Below are 16,134 nucleotides of genomic sequence, written 5' to 3' on the forward strand. Positions count from 1 at the left end.
CCCGGGGCCATCATATCGACGCGTCATTCAACGGCAAATACGGCCGGAAGCCATAGCCTGGCTTAAAACAAAAGACCCCGGATCAGCGTCCGAGCCGCTTCAGCAGGCCTGCGGTCGAAGCATCGAGCCCCGTGACATCGCCCGATGCGAGGCGCGGTTCGATGTCTTTTGCGAGCACCTTGCCGAGCTCCACGCCCCACTGGTCGAAGCTGTTGATGCCCCACAGCGCGCCGCTGGTGAACACGCGATGCTCGTACATCGCGAGGAAGGCGCCCAGCGCCTCGGGCGTGAGCTTCTCGAACACGAAGAAGCTGCTCGGCCGGTTGCCCGGAAAGTTCCTGTGGCCGCCCTCGTCGAGCTTGCCCACCATCAGCGCCTGTGCCTGCGCGAGCGCATTGGCCAGCAGCTTCGGGTGGTGGCCTTCGAGGTCGTGCGAGGCATCGCGCACCGCCACGAACTCGAGCGGCGTCACGTCGGTGCCCTGGTGCAGCATCTGGAAGTAGGCGTGCTGGCCATTGGTGCCGGGCTCGCCCCACAGCACCGGCGAGGTGCCGAAGGCCAGCGGCTTGCCGCCTGCGTCGACCTGCTTGCCGTTGCTTTCCATCTCGAGCTGCTGCAGGTAGGCCGGCACGCGCTTCAACGCGCTGTGGTACGGCGCGATGCTGCGGCTCGTGAACTTGTGGAAGTTGCGATACCAGACATCGAGCAGCCCGAGACGCACCGGCAGGTTGCGCTCAAGCGGCGCGGTGCGGAAGTGCTCGTCCATCGCATGCGCGCCGGCGAGCAGCCGGCGGAAGCCCTCTGCGCCGATGGCCAGCGCGATCGGCAGGCCGATGGCCGACCACAGCGAATAGCGCCCGCCCACCCAGTCCCAGAAGCCGAAGGTGGTGTCGATGCCGAACTTCTTCGCCGCTTCCACGTTGGTGGTGAGCGCCGCGAAGTGGCCCGCGATGTCGGTGCCGCCCGATTGCTCGTACCAGCGCTTGGCCGACTGCGCGTTCGTCATCGTCTCGGCCGTGGTGAAGGTCTTCGAGGCGATGAGGAACAGCGTGTGCTCGGGCGCCAGGCCCTGCAGCACGCCTGCCAGCTCGTGGCCATCGACGTTCGAAACGAAGTGGAAGCGCTTGCCCGGCGCGGCGAACTCGGCCAGCGCCAGCACTGCCATCTGCGGGCCGAGGTCGGAGCCGCCGATGCCGATGTTGACCACGTCGGTGATCGTATGGTCGGCGCGCACTTTCTCGGCATAGGCCAGCATCGCGTCGAGCGTGGCGTGCACCTCGCGCAGCTCGTTGGCCGTCTTCGGGCCCGTGGGCGCATCGGCCGGCGCGCGCAGCAGCGTATGCAGCACGGCGCGGTCCTCGGTGTTGTTGATGTGCTCGCCGGCGAACATGGCGTCGCGGTGCGCTTCGAGGCCGCATTCGCGGGCCAGCTTGAAGAGCAGCTCTTCGGTGCGCGCGTCGATCAGGTTCTTCGACAGGTCGGCGAACACGTGAGGCGCCTCCTGGCTGAAGCGCTCGAAGCGGCCGGCGTCGTCCACGAAGGCATGGCGCAGGTCGAACTGGCGGCCCGCGGTGTCGAAGCCGGCCTGCAGTTGCGCCCAGGCCGGCGCGCGGTCGCAGCGAAGGGTCATGGCCATCTTTACTTGCCGCTTTCCTGCATGAGCTTTTCGAGCTTCACGGCGTCGGCCGCGAAGGCGCGGATGCCTTCGGCCAGCTTTTCGGTGGCCATGGCGTCTTCATTGAGCGCGAAGCGGAAGCCCGCCTCGTCGTAGCTGACCTTGGCGATGTCGGCGCCGGTGGCCTTGGCGTCCAGCGCATGCTGCAGCGGCTCGTTGCTCGCGGCCAGCTCGGCCAGCAGCTCGGGGCTGATGGTCAGCAGGTCGCAGCCGGCCAGGGCCTTGATCTGGCCCACATTGCGGAAGCTCGCGCCCATGACTTCGGTCTTGATGCCGTGCTGCTTGTAGTACGCGTAGATCTGCCGCACCGACTTCACGCCGGGGTCGTTGGCACCGGAGCTTTCGGCTTCGTTCCAGCTGGCGCCGGCCGACTTCTTGTACCAGTCGTAGATGCGGCCCACGAAGGGCGAGATCAGCTGCACGCCCGCAGCGCCGCAGGCCACGGCCTGCGCGAAGGAGAACAGCAGCGTCAGGTTGGTGCGGATGCCTTTCTGCTCGAGCTTGCGCGCGGCCTCGATGCCTTCCCAGGTGGAGGCCACCTTGATGAGCAGGCGCTTCTCGGTGTCGATTCCTTCGGCCTTGTACAGCGCCACGATGCGCTCGCCGCGCGCGACGGTCGCGGCCGTGTCGAAGGACAGGCGGGCGTCGACCTCGGTGGAGACGCGGCCCGGGATGATGGAGAGGATTTCGGTGCCGAAGCGCACCAGCAGGCGGTCGATGACCTCGTCGAGCGGCTTGCCTGCGTGCTTCTTCACGGTCTCGTCGAGCAGAGGCCGGTACTCGGGCTTCTGCACGGCCTTGAGGATCAGCGACGGGTTGGTGGTCGCGTCCTGCGGCTTGGAAATGCTGAGCTGTTTGAAGTCACCGGTGTCGGCGACGACGGTGGTCCACTGGCGGAGTGCATCGAGTTGGTTCATGAAATCATTATCCTGTGCCGGTTGTGACAAGACCTGCACGCAGTTGCGCGCCGGCCGATGTTTTCATGCGCACCGTAGCACGGGTTTCCGCGCGGCTCCATCGGCCTGCCGCCGGTGGGGTTGTCGGACTTCCGCGCTCCCGCAGCCACCTGCCTTCCCGCCCCCGCGCCCTACATGGCCTGTGGTCCGTGGCTGACGGCCACGCGCACCGCCCCTGGCTAGCCTGAGGCTTACGCCGAACGTCTTCATCCTCAGGAGTGCCCCCATGACCCAACGCCCGCGCCCCGGCGCCACCGCCGTCCAGCCTTTCGACGACCGCCGCACCAGCCATGCGATAGGCGCGATGGCCACGGCATTCGTCGTCGGAGGCGTGGCCGCCTGGTTCGCGATGGGCGCGGCACGCAGCGCCACCCGCGCCCGCCTTGCCGGCCCGGCCGATGGCGCCCCGCTGATGCGCGCGCCGCTGCAGGTGGTAGCGCCCCTCGACCTGCAGCGCTATGCCGGCATCTGGCACGAGCAGGCTCGACTGCCGAACCGCTTCCAGAAGCAATGCGCTGGCCCCGTCAGCGCCGAATACACGCCGCAGCCCGACGGCACCGTGCAGGTGCGCAACCGCTGCCTGCGGGAGGACGGGAATTTCGACGAGGCCGTCGGCACCGCCCGCGTGGTGCCGGTGGCAGGCCAGCCCGGCGCGGGCCGTCTCGAAGTGCGCTTCGCCCCGGCCTGGCTGGGATGGCTGCCGATGGTCTGGGGCGACTACTGGATCCTGAAGCTGGACCGCGACTACCAGGTGTCGCTGGTCGGCACGCCCGACCGCGAGTACCTGTGGGTGCTCTCTCGCGCCCCGCGCCTGGAAGACGCGGTGCTCCAGGCCGAGCTGGACTACGCCCGCAGCCTGGGGTTCGACACCGGCAAGGTGATGCTGACCGGCAGGTAGCGCTGCAGCTGCGAAGGCAGCATGGCCGGCGAGGTGCAGTGGATGGCCTGCCAGCCGAAGGCGCGCGCCGCCTCCACGTTGGCGGCCGAGTCGTCGATGAACACGGTCTGCGCCGGGTCGAGCGCATGGCGCGTCGCCAGCACCTCGTATATCTCGCGCTCGGGCTTGAGAAACTTCACGTCCCCCGAGAACACGCCGCCGTCGAAGCGCCCCATGAAGGCATGCCGACGCTCGATGGCGCGGGCGTAAGGCGCGGGCATGTTCGACAGGTAGTACAGCTTCAGCGGCTGCCCGACGTCGCGGTGGGCGATCAGCTGTTCGAGCATCTCGACCGTGACGCCGATGGGCTCCAGCCGTTCGCCCAGCCCGTCGAGCATGGCGAAAAGCGGCTCGGGCGGCAGCGCCAGCCTGGCCGACATGCGGGCGATGGAGTCGGCCAGCGTGCGGGTGCCGCAGTCGAAGCTGGTCCAGTCGTCGTGATGGAAAAGCGCGCGGCCCATGGCCGCCGCGGCGGCTTCAGTGGGTGCGTGTGGGGCGAGATGGGCCTGTACCAGCCGGGTGGGCTCCCATGCGAACAGCACGGCGCCCAGGTCGAAAACCACGTTCATGACGCCATTGTTTCATGCGCCGGGCACCACGCTCACGCCATGGGCTCCCAGGGACAGGGTGGCCTGTGCGCCGGCCGCCAGCGGGCTGGACAGGTCGGTCGACACCACGAAGACCGGCCCCAGGGCTGTGTCGAAGCCGTATTCGTAGAAGCTGCCGAGGTAGGCTGCCTTGCGCAGCGTGGCCGGCAAGCCGCCTCCAGCATCGGTGGCACCGATCTGCCATGCCTCCGGCCGCACCGCCACCTTCACCGCGCCGGGCGCCACCGCGTAGCGCGGCTGCAGGCGCAGCGGGCCCAGCGCCACGCTGCCGTCGGCCTCGGCCACCGCCGGGAACACCATCGCCTCGCCCATGAAACCTGCGACGAACTCGCTCTCGGGCCGGCCGTAGAGCTGCTCGGGCGTGCCGCGCTGGGCGATCACGCCGTGGTCCATGACGATGATCTGGTCGCTCACCGCCAGCGCCTCGCTCTGGTCGTGCGTGACGTAGGCCACCGTGAGCTTCAGCCGCTGCTGCAGCGCGCGGATTTCCTCGCGCATCTCGCGGCGCAGCCGGGCGTCGAGGTTCGACAGCGGCTCGTCGAAGAGCAGCACCGCCGGCTCCAGCACCAGCGCACGCGCCAGCGCCACCCGCTGCTGCTGGCCGCCCGAGAGCTCGCTGGGCAGCCGCTCGTCGAAGCCGACCAGGCCCACGCCGCGCAGCGCCTCGCGCGCCCGCGCCGTGGCCTCGTCTTTCTTCACGCCGCTCATGCGCAGGCCGTAGGCCACGTTCTCGATCACGCTCATGTGCGGGAACAGCGCGTAGCTCTGGAACATCATGCTCACGTTGCGCTCGGCCGGCCCCAGCGTGGTCACGTCGCGCCCGCCCATGAAGATCGATCCCGAAGTGGGAGATTCGAGCCCCGCGATCATGCGCAGCGTGGTCGTCTTGCCGCAGCCCGAGGGGCCGAGGATGGTGGTGAGCGTGCCCACCGGCACTTCGAAGCTGATGCCCTTGACGGCCAGCGGCGCGTTCTTGTCCGCGCCGTAGCGCTTGGTGACGTTGCGGAATTCGATGCCGTTGCTCATGGATTCTTCTCTCGTTTCAGTGCACGGGCGCGGGCACCACGGGTGTCGTTCCCGCCTTTCGCCGCCCCAGCTTGCGCTCCCCCACCACCCACTGCACCAGCGCGATGGCCAGCGACATCAGGATCATGAGCACCGTGCAGTAAGCGAGCGCGATGCCGTAGTCGCCATTGCCCACGCGGCCGATGATGTACGTGGTGGCGAGTTCGTTCTCGGCCGTGACCAGGAAGATCACCGCGCTCACCGTGGTCATGGCGCGCACGAAGCTGTAGACCAGCGCGGCCACCAGCGCGGGCTTCAGCAGCGGCAGCACCACCCTGAAGAGCGTCTGCGAGGTGGAGGCGCGCAGCATCAGCGAGGCTTCGTCGAGCGAGCGGTCGAGCTGCTTGAAAGCGGCAGTGCCGGCCCGTACGCCCACCGGCAGGTTCCGGAACATGAAGCACAGCACGATGATGAGCCCCGTGCCCGTGAGCTCGAAGGGCGGCACGTTGAAGGCCAGGATGTAGCTCACGCCCAGCACCGTGCCCGGAATCGCGAAGGCCAGCAGCGCGCCGAACTCGAAGAGGCCCTGCCCCCTGAACTCATTGCGCGCCAGCAGCCATGCGATGAGCAGGCCCAGCGCTGCGGTGATGGGCGCCGAGATGCCCGCCAGCTTGAGCGTGGTGAGCAGCGAGTTCCACGCGGTGCCGGCCCACACCAGCCCGAACTGCCCCCATTCGAGCGAGAACGCCGTCTTGAAATGGTTCAGCGTGAAGGTGTAGTCGCGGCCCCAGGTCTGCACGAAGCCGCCCGCGAAGGCGAACAGGTAGACCACGGCGGTGAACGCGATCCACGGCAGCGCGATGCACAGGATGGTGCGGCGCACGCCGTCGGGCAGCGCCATCGGGATGCCGGCATCGCCTTTGCCGCTGACGGTCGTGTAGTTCTGCTTGCCCAGCAGGCCGCGCTGCAGCGCGAACACGCCGAGCGCGAAGAGCGTGAGCACCCAGGCCAGCGAGGCCGCGCGGCCCTGGTCGTACTGCGCGCCGACGATAGCGAAGAAGATGTCGGTCGACAGCACCGAGAACTGCCCGCCCACCACCACCGGATTGCCGAAGTCGGCAATGCTCTCGATGAAGCCCACCAGGAAGGCGTTGGCCAGCCCAGGCTTCAAGAGCGGCAGCGTGATGGTGAAGAAGGCCCTGCGGCGGTCGGCGCGCAGCATCTGCGCGGCCTCCTCCAGGCTGGGCGCGATGCCCTGCACCACGCCGCGCATGATCATGAAGGCGATGGGCGTGAAGGCGAAGAGCTGCGCCACCAGCACGCCCGGCATGCCGTAGAACCAGCGCGTGGGCTCGATGCCGAAGGCACTTTCCAGCACCTGGTTGACGATGCCGGCGCGGCCAAACAGCAGGATCAAGCCGAGGCCCACCACGAAGGGCGGCGTGATGATCGGCAGCAGCGCCAGCACCCGCAGCGCGCCCTGTCCGCGCTTGCTGCCGCGCTCGGCCATCAGCGCCATCAGCGTGCCGAGGAAGGTGGTGCCCGCCGCCGTGAGCAGCGCCAGCACCAACGTGTTCCAGGCCACGCCGCAGCGCACCCCGCCCGCGAGGCAGCCCAGCCCCCAGATGCGCTCGGTGAACACGCGCGCGAAGAAGGCGGCGACCGACCATTGCCCGTCTTCATCGAAGAACGCACCCGACAGCGCCTTGCTCACCGGGTAGGCGATGAACAGCGCCATCAGCACGCCGCAGCCGACCACCGCCGCCGAGACGAACAGGTCACCCTTGAAGAGCCCCAGCCGCGCGATGCCGAAGGCCGCCAGCAGCACCAGCGCCGTGAGCGCCACGAAGCCGCCCGCGCCGATGCCGAACTGGTTGGCCGCCAGCTCGCCGAACTGCGCGTTGAGCGCGGCCACGCTCCAGCCGCGCGCGCCGATGGTGAAGCCCGCAAGGGCGAGCCCCAGCGCGCCGACCAGCCCGCCGGCCAGCAGCCAGCGCCCCTGCGCCCTGCCGGCCGGAAGCCACGCGCCCACGGCGCACAGCAGCAGGCCAGCCAGTCCCACGAAGAGCCAGACACGGCCCTGCGTGGCCGCCTGCATCAGGCCGTTGGCGCCCTCGCCCTGGCCGAACACCTGCGGAACGGCTTCGTACCAGGTCGAATCCTGGATCGCATACCAGGGCAGCAGCAAGTAGGCCGCGAAACCCAGCGCGATCCACGCCCGGATCCAGCGCTGCGAGCGCCGGGCCGCGGCGAGCGATGCCGGATTGGCCGGCACGCCCGCGTCGATGGAACCCGCTTTCACTTAGCGCGGCAGCGAGTTGACGTCCTTCTCCCAGCGCGCGATCAGGCGGCGGCGCTCGGCGCTGGCGCCGTACTTGGCGTAGTCGTAGTTGATGAACTTGATCTTCTTGAAATCGGGAATGCGCGGATCGAGCTTTGCATTCACGTTGCTCGGCAGCTGGAACTGCTTGTTGGCGGCGCCCAGTTCCTGCGCGGCGGGCGTCAGCGCCCACTCGTAGAACTTCTTGGCGGCGTCGAGGTTGCGCGCGCCCTTGACGATGCTCATGGAGCCGATCTCGGCGCCGGTGCCGTCGCTGGGCGTGATGGTCTCGACCGGAAAGCCCTGCATCTTCTCGCCGGGGCCGTCGTGCACGAAGCTGATCGACACGGCCGTCTCGCCGCGCGCCACCGCCTTGATCGGGCCGGTGCCCGAGCGGGTGTACTGGCCGACGTTCCTGTGCAGCGCCTTGAGGTAGTCGAAAGCCTTGTCCTCGCCCATGAGCTGCACCAGCGTGGCGATCATGGTGTAGGCCGTGCCGCTGGAGGCCGGGTTGGCCACCTGGATGTCGCCCTTGTATTCGGGCTTGAGCAGGTCGGCCCAGGTCTTGGGCACGGGCAGCTTCTTCTTGGCCAGCAGCTCGGGGTTGTAGCCGAAGCCCAGCGGGCCGGAGTAGATGCCGACGGTCTTGTAGCCCGACTGCTTGGCCTGTTGCTGCGCCCACGGGTGCAACTGCGGCAGCGTGGGCGACTTGTATTCGAGGGTGAGCCCCTGTTCGGCCGCCTGCAGGTGCGGGTCGCCGGTGCCGCCGAACCAGACGTCGGTCTTGGGGTTGTCCTTCTCCGCGATCAGCTGGGCCAGGGCCTCGCCCGAGCCCTTGAGCGCCATGTTGATGCGCACGCCGGTGGTGCGGGCATAGACCGTGGAGATCACGCTGCACCATTCGGCCTGCACCGAGCAGATCACGTTGACGGTCTGGGCCGAAGCCGCGGCCGACAGGCTCAGCAGCGCCGCTGCGGCAAAAACCTTGTTCTTTTTCATCTGGTCTCTCTTCCTCTGAGCAATAAAAAAGGCCTCGCGGCCGTCAGGCAGCGTAGCTTTAGTACAGGCCGGGCGAATCCGTACAAGTACCATCGTGGCTGGCGCAGTCGCTTTCTCGACCAGGGTGGCGACCAGGGCCGCGACCAGGGCAGCCTGGCCAGGCATTCAGACAAGGAAGGAAAGTTTTCTCATGAGCTTCGATCTCGTTCTGTTCGGCGGTACTGGCGATCTCGCGTGGCGCAAGCTGATGCCCGCGCTGTTCCAGGCATTCCGCCACGGCAGCCTGCCACCCGACGGGCGCATCGTCGGCGTGGCGCGAGACGACCTGTCGGACGACCAGTACCGGGAACTGATCCAGTCGCGCTTCAGTGCCGTCGAAGGCGCCAAGCGGCCCTCGCCCGAGGAATTCAAGAAATTCGCCTCCATGCTGCACTACCTGCGCATGGACCTCTCCAAGCCCGACGACTACGCCCGCCTGGCCGGCCTGCTCAATCAGCGCGACGCCAAGACGGTCGTGATGTACGTGGCCACCGCCCCCGCGCTCTTCACCCAGGTGGTCGAGCAGATCGCCGCGGCCGGCCTGAACGGCCCCCGAACCCGCATCGTGCTGGAGAAGCCGCTGGGCCACGACCTGGCCTCCAACCGCGCCATCAACTCGGCCGTGGGCAAGGTGCTCGAGGAGAAGCAGGTCTTCCGCATCGACCACTACCTCGGCAAGCCCTCGGTGCAGAACCTGTTCGCGATGCGCTTCGGCAATGCGCTGTTCGAGCCCATCTGGCGCCGCGAGCACATCGCCAACATCCAGATCACCATCGCCGAAGACCTTGGCGTGGAAAAGCGCGGCGCCTTCTACGACCAGACCGGCGCGCTGCGCGACATGGTGCAGAACCACGCGCTGCAGCTGCTGTGCGCCGTGGCCATGGAGCCGCCCATCAACTCGCACGCCGACGCCATCCGCGACGAGAAGCTCAAGGTGCTGCGGGCACTCAAGCCCTGGACGCCCGAGAGCCTGGGCCTGCACGCGGTGCGCGGCCAGTACACCGCCGGCACGGCCTACGGCGAGCGGGTGCAGGGCTACCGCGACGAGCCGGGCGTGAACCCCGACAGCCGCACCGAGACCTTCGTGGCGCTGCGCACCGAGATCGCCAACTGGCGCTGGGCCGGCGTGCCCTTCTACATCCGCACCGGCAAGCGCCTGGCCTCGCGCGACGCACGCATCGAGGTCAACTTCAGGCCCACGCCGCACGCCATCTACCGCGCGCCGGCCGGCAACGTCAACAAGCTGGTGATCAACCTGCAGCCCAAGGACGGGCTGGAGCTGCACATGCTCGCGCAGGCCCAGGACAACCGCCAGCGCAGCAACGGCAACCAGAGCGCGGCCGCGCAACTCGCGCCGGTGCAGCTCGACCTGGACTTCGACAAGCGCTTCGGCTCCGAGCGCGTGGGCGCCTACGAGCGCCTGCTGCTCGACGTGATCGACGGCCGCCTGAACCTGTTCGTGCGCAGCGACGAGCAGGAAGAGGCATGGCGCTGGGTCGAGCCGCTGATCGACAACTGGGAATCGGACGGCGGCCCGCGCCCCTACGCGGCTGGCACCTGGGGGCCGAGCGCATCGAGCGCGATGATCGCGCGCGACGGCTTCTCATGGGGCGAGGAGCAGTAAGCCCCCGCCCTTTTCCCGGCCCGCTCAGCCGAACTGCAGGCAACGCATGCTGAGCGTGCCCGACTGGAACCCCTCGTAGACCGTCTTCGCTCGCTCGCTGCTGCCCGCCGCGCCCAGCGCGTAGAGAAAGGGGTAGTAGTGATCGGGCATCGCCACGGCGGTGGCCGCGCCTTCCAGCTTCGCGTAGTCGACCAGCGCCCGGTCGTCACGGCCCGCCAACGCCGACTTCACGGCATCGTCGAAGGACTGCGCCCATGGCCGGCTGGCGCTCGGGCCATCCGGCGTTCCACGGTCGGTGGCGCGCAGGTTGTGCACCACGTTGCCGCTGCCCATCACCAGCACGCCCTTGTCGCGCAGCGCGGCCAGGTCGCGTCCCACCGCATAGTGGAATGCGGCCGGCTTGTCGTAGTCGATGCTGAGCTGGAACACCGGCACGTCGGCCTTCGGGTAGAGGTGCTTCAGCACCGTCCAGGTGCCGTGGTCCAGGCCCCACTGGTCAGTAGCGATCACCGGCGCCTGCTTCACCGCACCGACGGCCTCGCGGGCCAGCGCCGGATGGCCCGGCGCGGGGTACTCGATGTCGAACAGCGCCTGCGGAAAGCCGCCGAAGTCGTGGATCGTCTTCGGCCTCTCCTGCACGCCGACGCCGGTGGCGCCCCGGCTGAGCCAGTGCGCCGACACGCTGAGGATCGCCGACGGCCGGGGAAGCTCCCTGCCCCACGCCGCCAGCCGGCGCGTGAAGGCGTTGTCGGTGATGGCGTTCATCGGCGAGCCGTGGCCGATGAAGATCACCGGCATGCGGCGCGTGGCAGCGCCCGCGGCCTGCGCGCTGCAGGCAAGCGAAGCCAGCACGGCGGTTGCGCCGAGCGCGGTGCCCATCAGGAAGCCGCGGCGGCCCGGTTCGGAAGTTGCAAGTGTCGTCATCATCGGCATGGCGGCACTCTGCAACAGTTTCCGGCGCAAGGCAGTGCCTTTGCGCACACTTTCTTCATGAAGCCGACCGCGTCTCCGCAGGCGCGAAGGTCAGGATGCGCTCTCCCAGCGGGGCCAGGAAGTCGCGCAGCAGCGGCTCGCGCATCAGCTCGCCGACGTAGCTCGGCGGGAGGCACTGGTTCGCGGCGTACACATCGAGGACGCGCAGGCACTCGCGGCGCAGCGTGGTGACGGCGTGGGCATCTTCGTGCCGTTCGCACGCCAGTGCCATTTCGCGCAGCAGCGCCCTGGCGTCGGAGGCTTTGGGGGCCCACTGCTGACCATAGAGCCTTGCCAGCCGGCGCGCATCGGCCGATGGCAGGTCCGGAAAGACCAGCGGGAGCAGGCGTTCACGAACGTGGAAGAGCGCGACGACGTCGGCTTCCGTGGGAGCCTCCGGCGCGATGTCCGCTTCCCGACCCAGCACCACGTCCAGGTTGGCCAGCAGGGCGCCGTCGGCGGCGAGCGCGATCAGCAGGCCCATCCATGCGAATCGGCCTAGGGTGGCGTCGAAACCCAGGCCGAGCTGTCGGAGGCGCGGCAGCGAGAGCATCAGGCTGCCCATCTGCAAAGGCTGCTCCCGGGGCATGTGGGCCAACAGGCCGGCGAGGATCTGCGCATGCATCTCCGGCAGGCGCCTGACCCCGGCATCGCCGAGAGATTGCCAGGCGCCCATGGCCCCGACCGCCGGCGAGCCCTGCAGGAACGCGGCCTGCACCTGGAGCCGGTTCACTTCCGCGTGCATGGCGGGCGACCACAGGGCGAGCCAGTCGCCTTCCGCCTGCGACAGCCCCCATTGCGCGGCGGCGGCCCAGCCCATCGGCGCCGGAGCCTGCAGCAGCCGGAGCCCGGCAAGGCGCGGATCGGCGTTCATCCGCTCGCGGATCACGGCCACCGTGTCGTCGGTGGAGGCGTCGTCGATCACGATGATGCGATGAGGCGCCAGGGTCTGCGCGGCCATCGAGGAGAGCGAATCCGCCGCCCCGGCGGCGTTGTTCCGGGTGACCATCAGGACGGACACCCGCGAGACGTGCTCGGTGGCCGCCACTGCCCGGCGGCTCGCGAGCCGCTGCGATGCGGCGGCGAGATAGCGGCGCATCGCGGCGTCCAGGATCGTGTGCTGTGGCGGCAGGCTTTCCAGCGCACGCGGACCTGCCCTTTCCAGTTCGCGCCGTCTCGGGACATCGGCCACCAGCGCGCGCACCCGATCGACGAGCTCTTCCTTCGCGCAGCCCTCGACGGCATCCCTGAGCACAGCCGGTATCTCCGAATGGGGGTACAGCTCCGACACCACCGCCTTGCGATGGCGAAGCAGTATCGACAGGCGCGGCAGCTCAGCGGTGGCCGTGCTGTCGTCCTTGCGCATGTTCAGGCCGACCTTGGCTCGTGGCAGTAGGGCATCGCGCTGCGCGGGCGTCCACGGCTTGCCGAAGGGATGGACCACGCGCAGTCCGGCGGCCTTCAGCGCTTCCAGCACCTGCAGGCGCCGGGGCGTCGTCTCGCCGAAGAAGATGACATCGATGTCCTGTTGCGCGTCGTCCAGCACCTGCGCCTCTGGCACCACCGGCGTGGCCAGGGGCTCGAAGCTCAGCGGCACGTAGTCGGACCTGAAGATGCCCAGCGCCTGTTGATGCGCCATGTTCTCCAGGCTGTATTCCCACACGTAGGCGCGTTCGAGCAGGCGCCGGTAGCCGGGCATGCGCTCCAGCAGCTCGGGCAACGCAGGCTCGAAGTTGACGACGATGGCGTTGGGCGGCAGGTCTTCGTCGGATGGCAGCGAGAGCCCCATCGCGAAGAAGAACAGGTTGATGTCGGCGTTATCCACGCTCGGCACCGCCTCGACGCTGGTGGTGTAGCCGAGCCGCTCGCACGCGAGGCGGAAGCTCTGCATCACCTCCGCGACGTTCTCGTTACCCAGCGAGCAGAAGCGAAGGTGCGGTCGGTAAGGGAAATCTTCAGGCCAGCCGACGACGCCGGCACCGGTCACAGCCGCCCTTCTTCCACCGCATGGCAAGCCACCTGCACGCCCCCGATGCTCGACAGCTTCGGCCGCTCCGCCGAGCAGCGCGCGTTCGCATGCGGGCAGCGCGGATGAAAGGCGCAGCCCGCGGGCGGGTTCAGCGGGTTCGGCACCTCGCCCTGCACCGGGGTGCGGGCGCGGCCGGTCTGCTTCATCTGCGGGATGGCGTCCAGCAGCATGCGGGTGTACGGGTGACGCGGCGTCGAGAACAGGTCCCGCTTGTCCGCCACCTCGACCAGCCGTCCCAGGTACATCACGCCGACCTGGTCGGCCACGTGGCGCACCACGGCGAGGTTGTGCGAGATGAAGAGGTAGGTCAGGCCCTGCTCGCGCTGCAGGTCCTTCATGATGTTGAGCACCTGCGCCTGCACGCTCACGTCGAGCGCGGAGGTGGGCTCGTCGCACACCAGGAACTCGGGTTGCGTGGCGAGCGCGCGCGCGATGGAGATGCGCTGGCGCTGGCCGCCCGAGAACTGGTGCGGGTACTTGCTCATGTCCAGCGGCGAGAGGCCTACCGACTTCAGCAGCTCGCCCACGCGCTCGCGCAGCGCGGCCTTGTCGCTCAGGATGTCGTGCTCTCGCAGCGGCTCGCCGATGATGTCTTCCACGATCCAGCGCGGGTTGAGACTCGCGTAGGGGTCCTGGAAGATCATCTGGATCCGGCGGCGCAGCTTGCGGCCTTCGGCGGTCTTGAAGGCGGCGTGCGCGTCCTGCCCGTCGAACTTCAGGCCGCCGCGCGTGGGCGCGTAGAGCCCCACCAGCAGGCGCGCCACGGTGCTCTTGCCGCAGCCCGACTCGCCCACCAGCGCCAGCGTCTTGCCGCGCTCGATGGAGAAGCTCACGCCGTCGACCGCATGCAGCAGGACGCGCGGCTTGCGTTCGAGCACGCGGTTGAGCCAGGGCGGAGAGACGTCGAAGGTACGCGCGAGGTCGTGGGCGACGACGAGCGGTTCGCTCGCCACGGTGCTTGCTGCGGCGCTCATCGCGTCACCTCCACGATGCTCTCCGCCGCCTCGGGCGTGGCGCGCTCGCCGGCCGCCATCGCGTCGTGGTGCTTCGCGGCGATCTCGGCCTGGCCCGCATGCGGATCGGCCGCATCGTGCAGCCAGCAGGCGGCGCGCGTGGCGCCGGCATGCATGAGCTCGGGCCGTTCGACCAGGCAGCGCGCGAAGGTGCGCGGGCAGCGCGGGTTGTAGGCGCAGCCGGTGGGAATGGCATTGAGCCGCGGCATCGCGCCATCGATCTGGTTGAGCCGCTCGCGGTCGCTGGTCATGTCGGGAATCGAGGCCATCAGTCCCGAGGTGTAGGGATGCGCGGGCTGGTGGATGACTTCGTGCACCGGGCCGATCTCGGCGATGCGGCCCGCATACATCACGGCCACGCGGTCGCAGGTCTCGGCGATCACGCCCATGTCGTGCGTGATCAGCATCACCGCCGCGCCACGTTCCTTGCAGACCTGCTTGAGCAACTGGATGATCTGCGCCTGGATCGACACGTCGAGCGCCGTGGTCGGCTCGTCGGCCACGATGAGCTTGGGCTCGGCCGCGAGCGCGAGCGCGATCACCACGCGCTGGCGCATGCCGCCGGAGAACTGGTGCGGGAAGTGATCGATGCGCTGCTCGGCGGCCGGGATGCCGGTGTCCTGCAGCAGGCCGATGGCGCGCTTGCGCGCCTCGGCCTCGTTCACCGGCAGGTGCGCGCGAATGGTTTCCACCAGCTGGCGGCCCACGGTGTAGAGCGGGTTCAGCGAGGTCAGCGGATCCTGGAAGATCGCGCCGATCTTGCGGCCGCGAATGGGGCGCATCGCCTCGAAGCCGAGGTTGTCGATGCGCTGGCCCTCAAGCAGTATCTCGCCGCCGGCCACCCGGCCCGGCGGCTCCAGCAGGCCGATGATGGCCGCGCCGGTGAGCGACTTGCCGGCGCCCGATTCGCCCACCACGCCGAGGATTTCTCCGGGTGCGATGTCGAAGGAAATGCGGTCGAGCGCGCGCAGCGTGCCGCGGCGATGGGGAAATTCGACGACGAGGTCTTTGACTTGCAACAGGCTCATGACGCTACCTCTTTCATCGCAGCCGGGGGTTCAGCGCGTCGCGCAGCCAGTCGCCCAGCAGGTTCACGCTGAGCGCGATAAGCACCAGCATCAGGCCCGGGAACACCGTGATCCACCATTCGCCCGAGAACAGGTACTGGTTGCCGATGCTGATGAGCGTGCCCAGCGAAGGCGAAGTGGGCGGCACGCCGACGCCGAGGAACGACAGCGTGGCCTCGGTGATGATCGCCGTCGCCACCTGGATCGTGGCCAGCACCATCACAGGCCCCATCACGTTGGGCAGCACGTGGCGCAGCATGATGCGCAGCGGCGCCACGCCGGTGACGCGCGCGGCCTGCACGTATTCCTTGTTGCGCTCCACCAGCGTGGAGCCGCGCACCGTGCGCGCGTACTGCACCCAGCCGGTCAGCGAGATGGAGATGATCAGCACGCCGAAGGCGAGCGACTCGTGCGCACCCGGAAAGAGCGCACGGCCGACGCCCGCGATGAGCAGCGCGACCAGGATGGGCGGGAACGACAGCATCACGTCGCACACGCGCATGAGGAAGGAGTCGAGCCAGCCGCCGAAGAAGCCGGCGAGCAGCCCCAGCACCACGCCGACGGCCACCGACAGCACCACCGAAACGAGGCCGACGATCAGCGAGATGCGCGCGCCGTAGATCACGGCCGAGAGGATGTCGCGGCCCTGGTCGTCGGTACCCAATAGATATTTGGAAGAGCCTTCGGCGCTCCATGCCGGCGGCAGGCGCGCGTCACCGAGTTCGAGGGTCGCGAGGTCGAAGGGGTTGTGCGGCGAGACCCATCCTGCGAACACCGCGCAGAACACGCAGACGAGCGCGATCACCGCCGCAGCCATGGCCACGGGCGATGTACGGAAGCTGTAGCCGACATCGCTGTCGAGCCAACGGGCAAGTGTTTTTTTCATCGCC

The 16,134-nt window shown here is 68.7% G+C and carries 13 protein-coding genes; 2 read left to right on the forward strand and 11 right to left on the reverse strand.

Annotated features, from left to right (window positions below):
- Window positions 1-82 precede the first annotated feature (82 nt).
- Both pgi and tal read right to left on the reverse strand, forming a co-directional pair.
- On the reverse strand, window positions 83-1,636 hold the full coding sequence (gene pgi, locus AC1VNX_RS28680) for a glucose-6-phosphate isomerase (protein ID WP_483160940.1): 1,554 nt from the start codon (window positions 1,634-1,636) through the stop codon (window positions 83-85).
- Window positions 1,637-1,638: 2 nt separating this feature from the next.
- The gene (tal, locus tag AC1VNX_RS28685) at window positions 1,639-2,592 is read right to left on the reverse strand and encodes a transaldolase (RefSeq protein WP_483160941.1); all 954 of its coding nucleotides are present in this window, start codon (window positions 2,590-2,592) and stop codon (window positions 1,639-1,641) included.
- Between the two features lie 265 nt (window positions 2,593-2,857).
- Here tal and AC1VNX_RS28690 point away from each other — a divergent pair, with 265 nt between their 5' ends.
- Window positions 2,858-3,529: a lipocalin family protein gene (locus AC1VNX_RS28690; protein ID WP_483160942.1), complete on the forward strand. Its 672-nt coding sequence runs from the start codon at window positions 2,858-2,860 to the stop codon at window positions 3,527-3,529.
- Here AC1VNX_RS28690 and AC1VNX_RS28695 read toward each other — a convergent pair.
- The 4 genes from AC1VNX_RS28695 to AC1VNX_RS28710 are packed head-to-tail and all read right to left on the reverse strand — an operon-like array spanning window position 3,475 to window position 8,500.
- Window positions 3,475-4,137 carry an HAD family hydrolase gene (locus AC1VNX_RS28695; RefSeq protein WP_483160943.1) on the reverse strand — a complete coding sequence of 221 codons (663 nt, stop codon included), beginning with the start codon at window positions 4,135-4,137 and terminating at the stop codon, window positions 3,475-3,477. The genes AC1VNX_RS28690 and AC1VNX_RS28695 overlap by 55 nt on opposite strands.
- A gap of 12 nt (window positions 4,138-4,149) precedes the next feature.
- Window positions 4,150-5,202, reverse strand: coding sequence for an ABC transporter ATP-binding protein (locus tag AC1VNX_RS28700; protein ID WP_483160944.1), 1,053 nt, complete (start codon window positions 5,200-5,202; stop codon window positions 4,150-4,152).
- A gap of 16 nt (window positions 5,203-5,218) precedes the next feature.
- Window positions 5,219-7,483, reverse strand: a complete 2,265-nt coding sequence (locus AC1VNX_RS28705; protein ID WP_483160945.1) for an ABC transporter permease — start codon at window positions 7,481-7,483, stop codon at window positions 5,219-5,221.
- A complete protein-coding gene (locus AC1VNX_RS28710) occupies window positions 7,484-8,500 on the reverse strand; it encodes an ABC transporter substrate-binding protein (RefSeq protein ID WP_483160946.1) in 1,017 nt (338 codons plus the stop codon).
- A gap of 190 nt (window positions 8,501-8,690) precedes the next feature.
- Between AC1VNX_RS28710 and zwf the strand changes: the two genes are divergently transcribed.
- Window positions 8,691-10,163 carry a glucose-6-phosphate dehydrogenase gene (gene zwf, locus AC1VNX_RS28715; protein WP_483160947.1) on the forward strand — a complete coding sequence of 491 codons (1,473 nt, stop codon included), beginning with the start codon at window positions 8,691-8,693 and terminating at the stop codon, window positions 10,161-10,163.
- 24 nt (window positions 10,164-10,187) lie between these two features.
- Here zwf and ygiD read toward each other — a convergent pair whose 3' ends face one another.
- From ygiD to AC1VNX_RS28740, 5 genes are all read right to left on the reverse strand, one after another.
- Window positions 10,188-11,087 carry a 4,5-DOPA-extradiol-dioxygenase gene (ygiD, locus tag AC1VNX_RS28720; protein WP_483160948.1) on the reverse strand — a complete coding sequence of 300 codons (900 nt, stop codon included), beginning with the start codon at window positions 11,085-11,087 and terminating at the stop codon, window positions 10,188-10,190.
- 64 nt (window positions 11,088-11,151) lie between these two features.
- Window positions 11,152-13,122 (reverse strand): glycosyltransferase, encoded by a 1,971-nt coding sequence (locus AC1VNX_RS28725; protein ID WP_483160949.1) that lies wholly within the window; start codon window positions 13,120-13,122, stop codon window positions 11,152-11,154.
- A complete protein-coding gene (locus AC1VNX_RS28730; protein WP_483160950.1) occupies window positions 13,119-14,138 on the reverse strand; it encodes an ABC transporter ATP-binding protein in 1,020 nt (339 codons plus the stop codon). The genes AC1VNX_RS28725 and AC1VNX_RS28730 overlap by 4 nt, the downstream gene beginning before the upstream one ends.
- Entirely contained in the window at window positions 14,135-15,205 is a 1,071-nt protein-coding gene (locus tag AC1VNX_RS28735; protein WP_483160951.1) for an ABC transporter ATP-binding protein, read from the reverse strand. The genes AC1VNX_RS28730 and AC1VNX_RS28735 overlap by 4 nt, the downstream gene beginning before the upstream one ends.
- A gap of 13 nt (window positions 15,206-15,218) precedes the next feature.
- A complete protein-coding gene (locus AC1VNX_RS28740; RefSeq protein ID WP_483160952.1) occupies window positions 15,219-16,130 on the reverse strand; it encodes an ABC transporter permease in 912 nt (303 codons plus the stop codon).
- Window positions 16,131-16,134: the final 4 nt, after the last annotated feature.

It is taken from the genome of Variovorax sp. TLI9-5A (assembly GCF_056867935.1).

What these genes read in the sequence shown, in the direction of transcription:
- AC1VNX_RS28710 (WP_483160946.1), bottom strand. Translation starts at nt 8,500, where the DNA reads ATGAAAAAGAACAAGGTTTTTGCCGCAGCGGCGCTGCTGAGCCTGTCG.
- AC1VNX_RS28700 (WP_483160944.1), bottom strand. Translation starts at nt 5,202, where the DNA reads ATGAGCAACGGCATCGAATTCCGCAACGTCACCAAGCGCTACGGCGCG.
- tal (WP_483160941.1), bottom strand. Translation starts at nt 2,592, where the DNA reads ATGAACCAACTCGATGCACTCCGCCAGTGGACCACCGTCGTCGCCGAC.
- ygiD (WP_483160948.1), bottom strand. Translation starts at nt 11,087, where the DNA reads ATGACGACACTTGCAACTTCCGAACCGGGCCGCCGCGGCTTCCTGATG.
- AC1VNX_RS28735 (WP_483160951.1), bottom strand. Translation starts at nt 15,205, where the DNA reads ATGAGCCTGTTGCAAGTCAAAGACCTCGTCGTCGAATTTCCCCATCGC.
- AC1VNX_RS28730 (WP_483160950.1), bottom strand. Translation starts at nt 14,138, where the DNA reads ATGAGCGCCGCAGCAAGCACCGTGGCGAGCGAACCGCTCGTCGTCGCC.
- AC1VNX_RS28695 (WP_483160943.1), bottom strand. Translation starts at nt 4,137, where the DNA reads ATGAACGTGGTTTTCGACCTGGGCGCCGTGCTGTTCGCATGGGAGCCC.
- AC1VNX_RS28740 (WP_483160952.1), bottom strand. Translation starts at nt 16,130, where the DNA reads ATGAAAAAAACACTTGCCCGTTGGCTCGACAGCGATGTCGGCTACAGC.
- zwf (WP_483160947.1), top strand. Translation starts at nt 8,691, where the DNA reads ATGAGCTTCGATCTCGTTCTGTTCGGCGGTACTGGCGATCTCGCGTGG.
- pgi (WP_483160940.1), bottom strand. Translation starts at nt 1,636, where the DNA reads ATGGCCATGACCCTTCGCTGCGACCGCGCGCCGGCCTGGGCGCAACTG.
- AC1VNX_RS28690 (WP_483160942.1), top strand. Translation starts at nt 2,858, where the DNA reads ATGACCCAACGCCCGCGCCCCGGCGCCACCGCCGTCCAGCCTTTCGAC.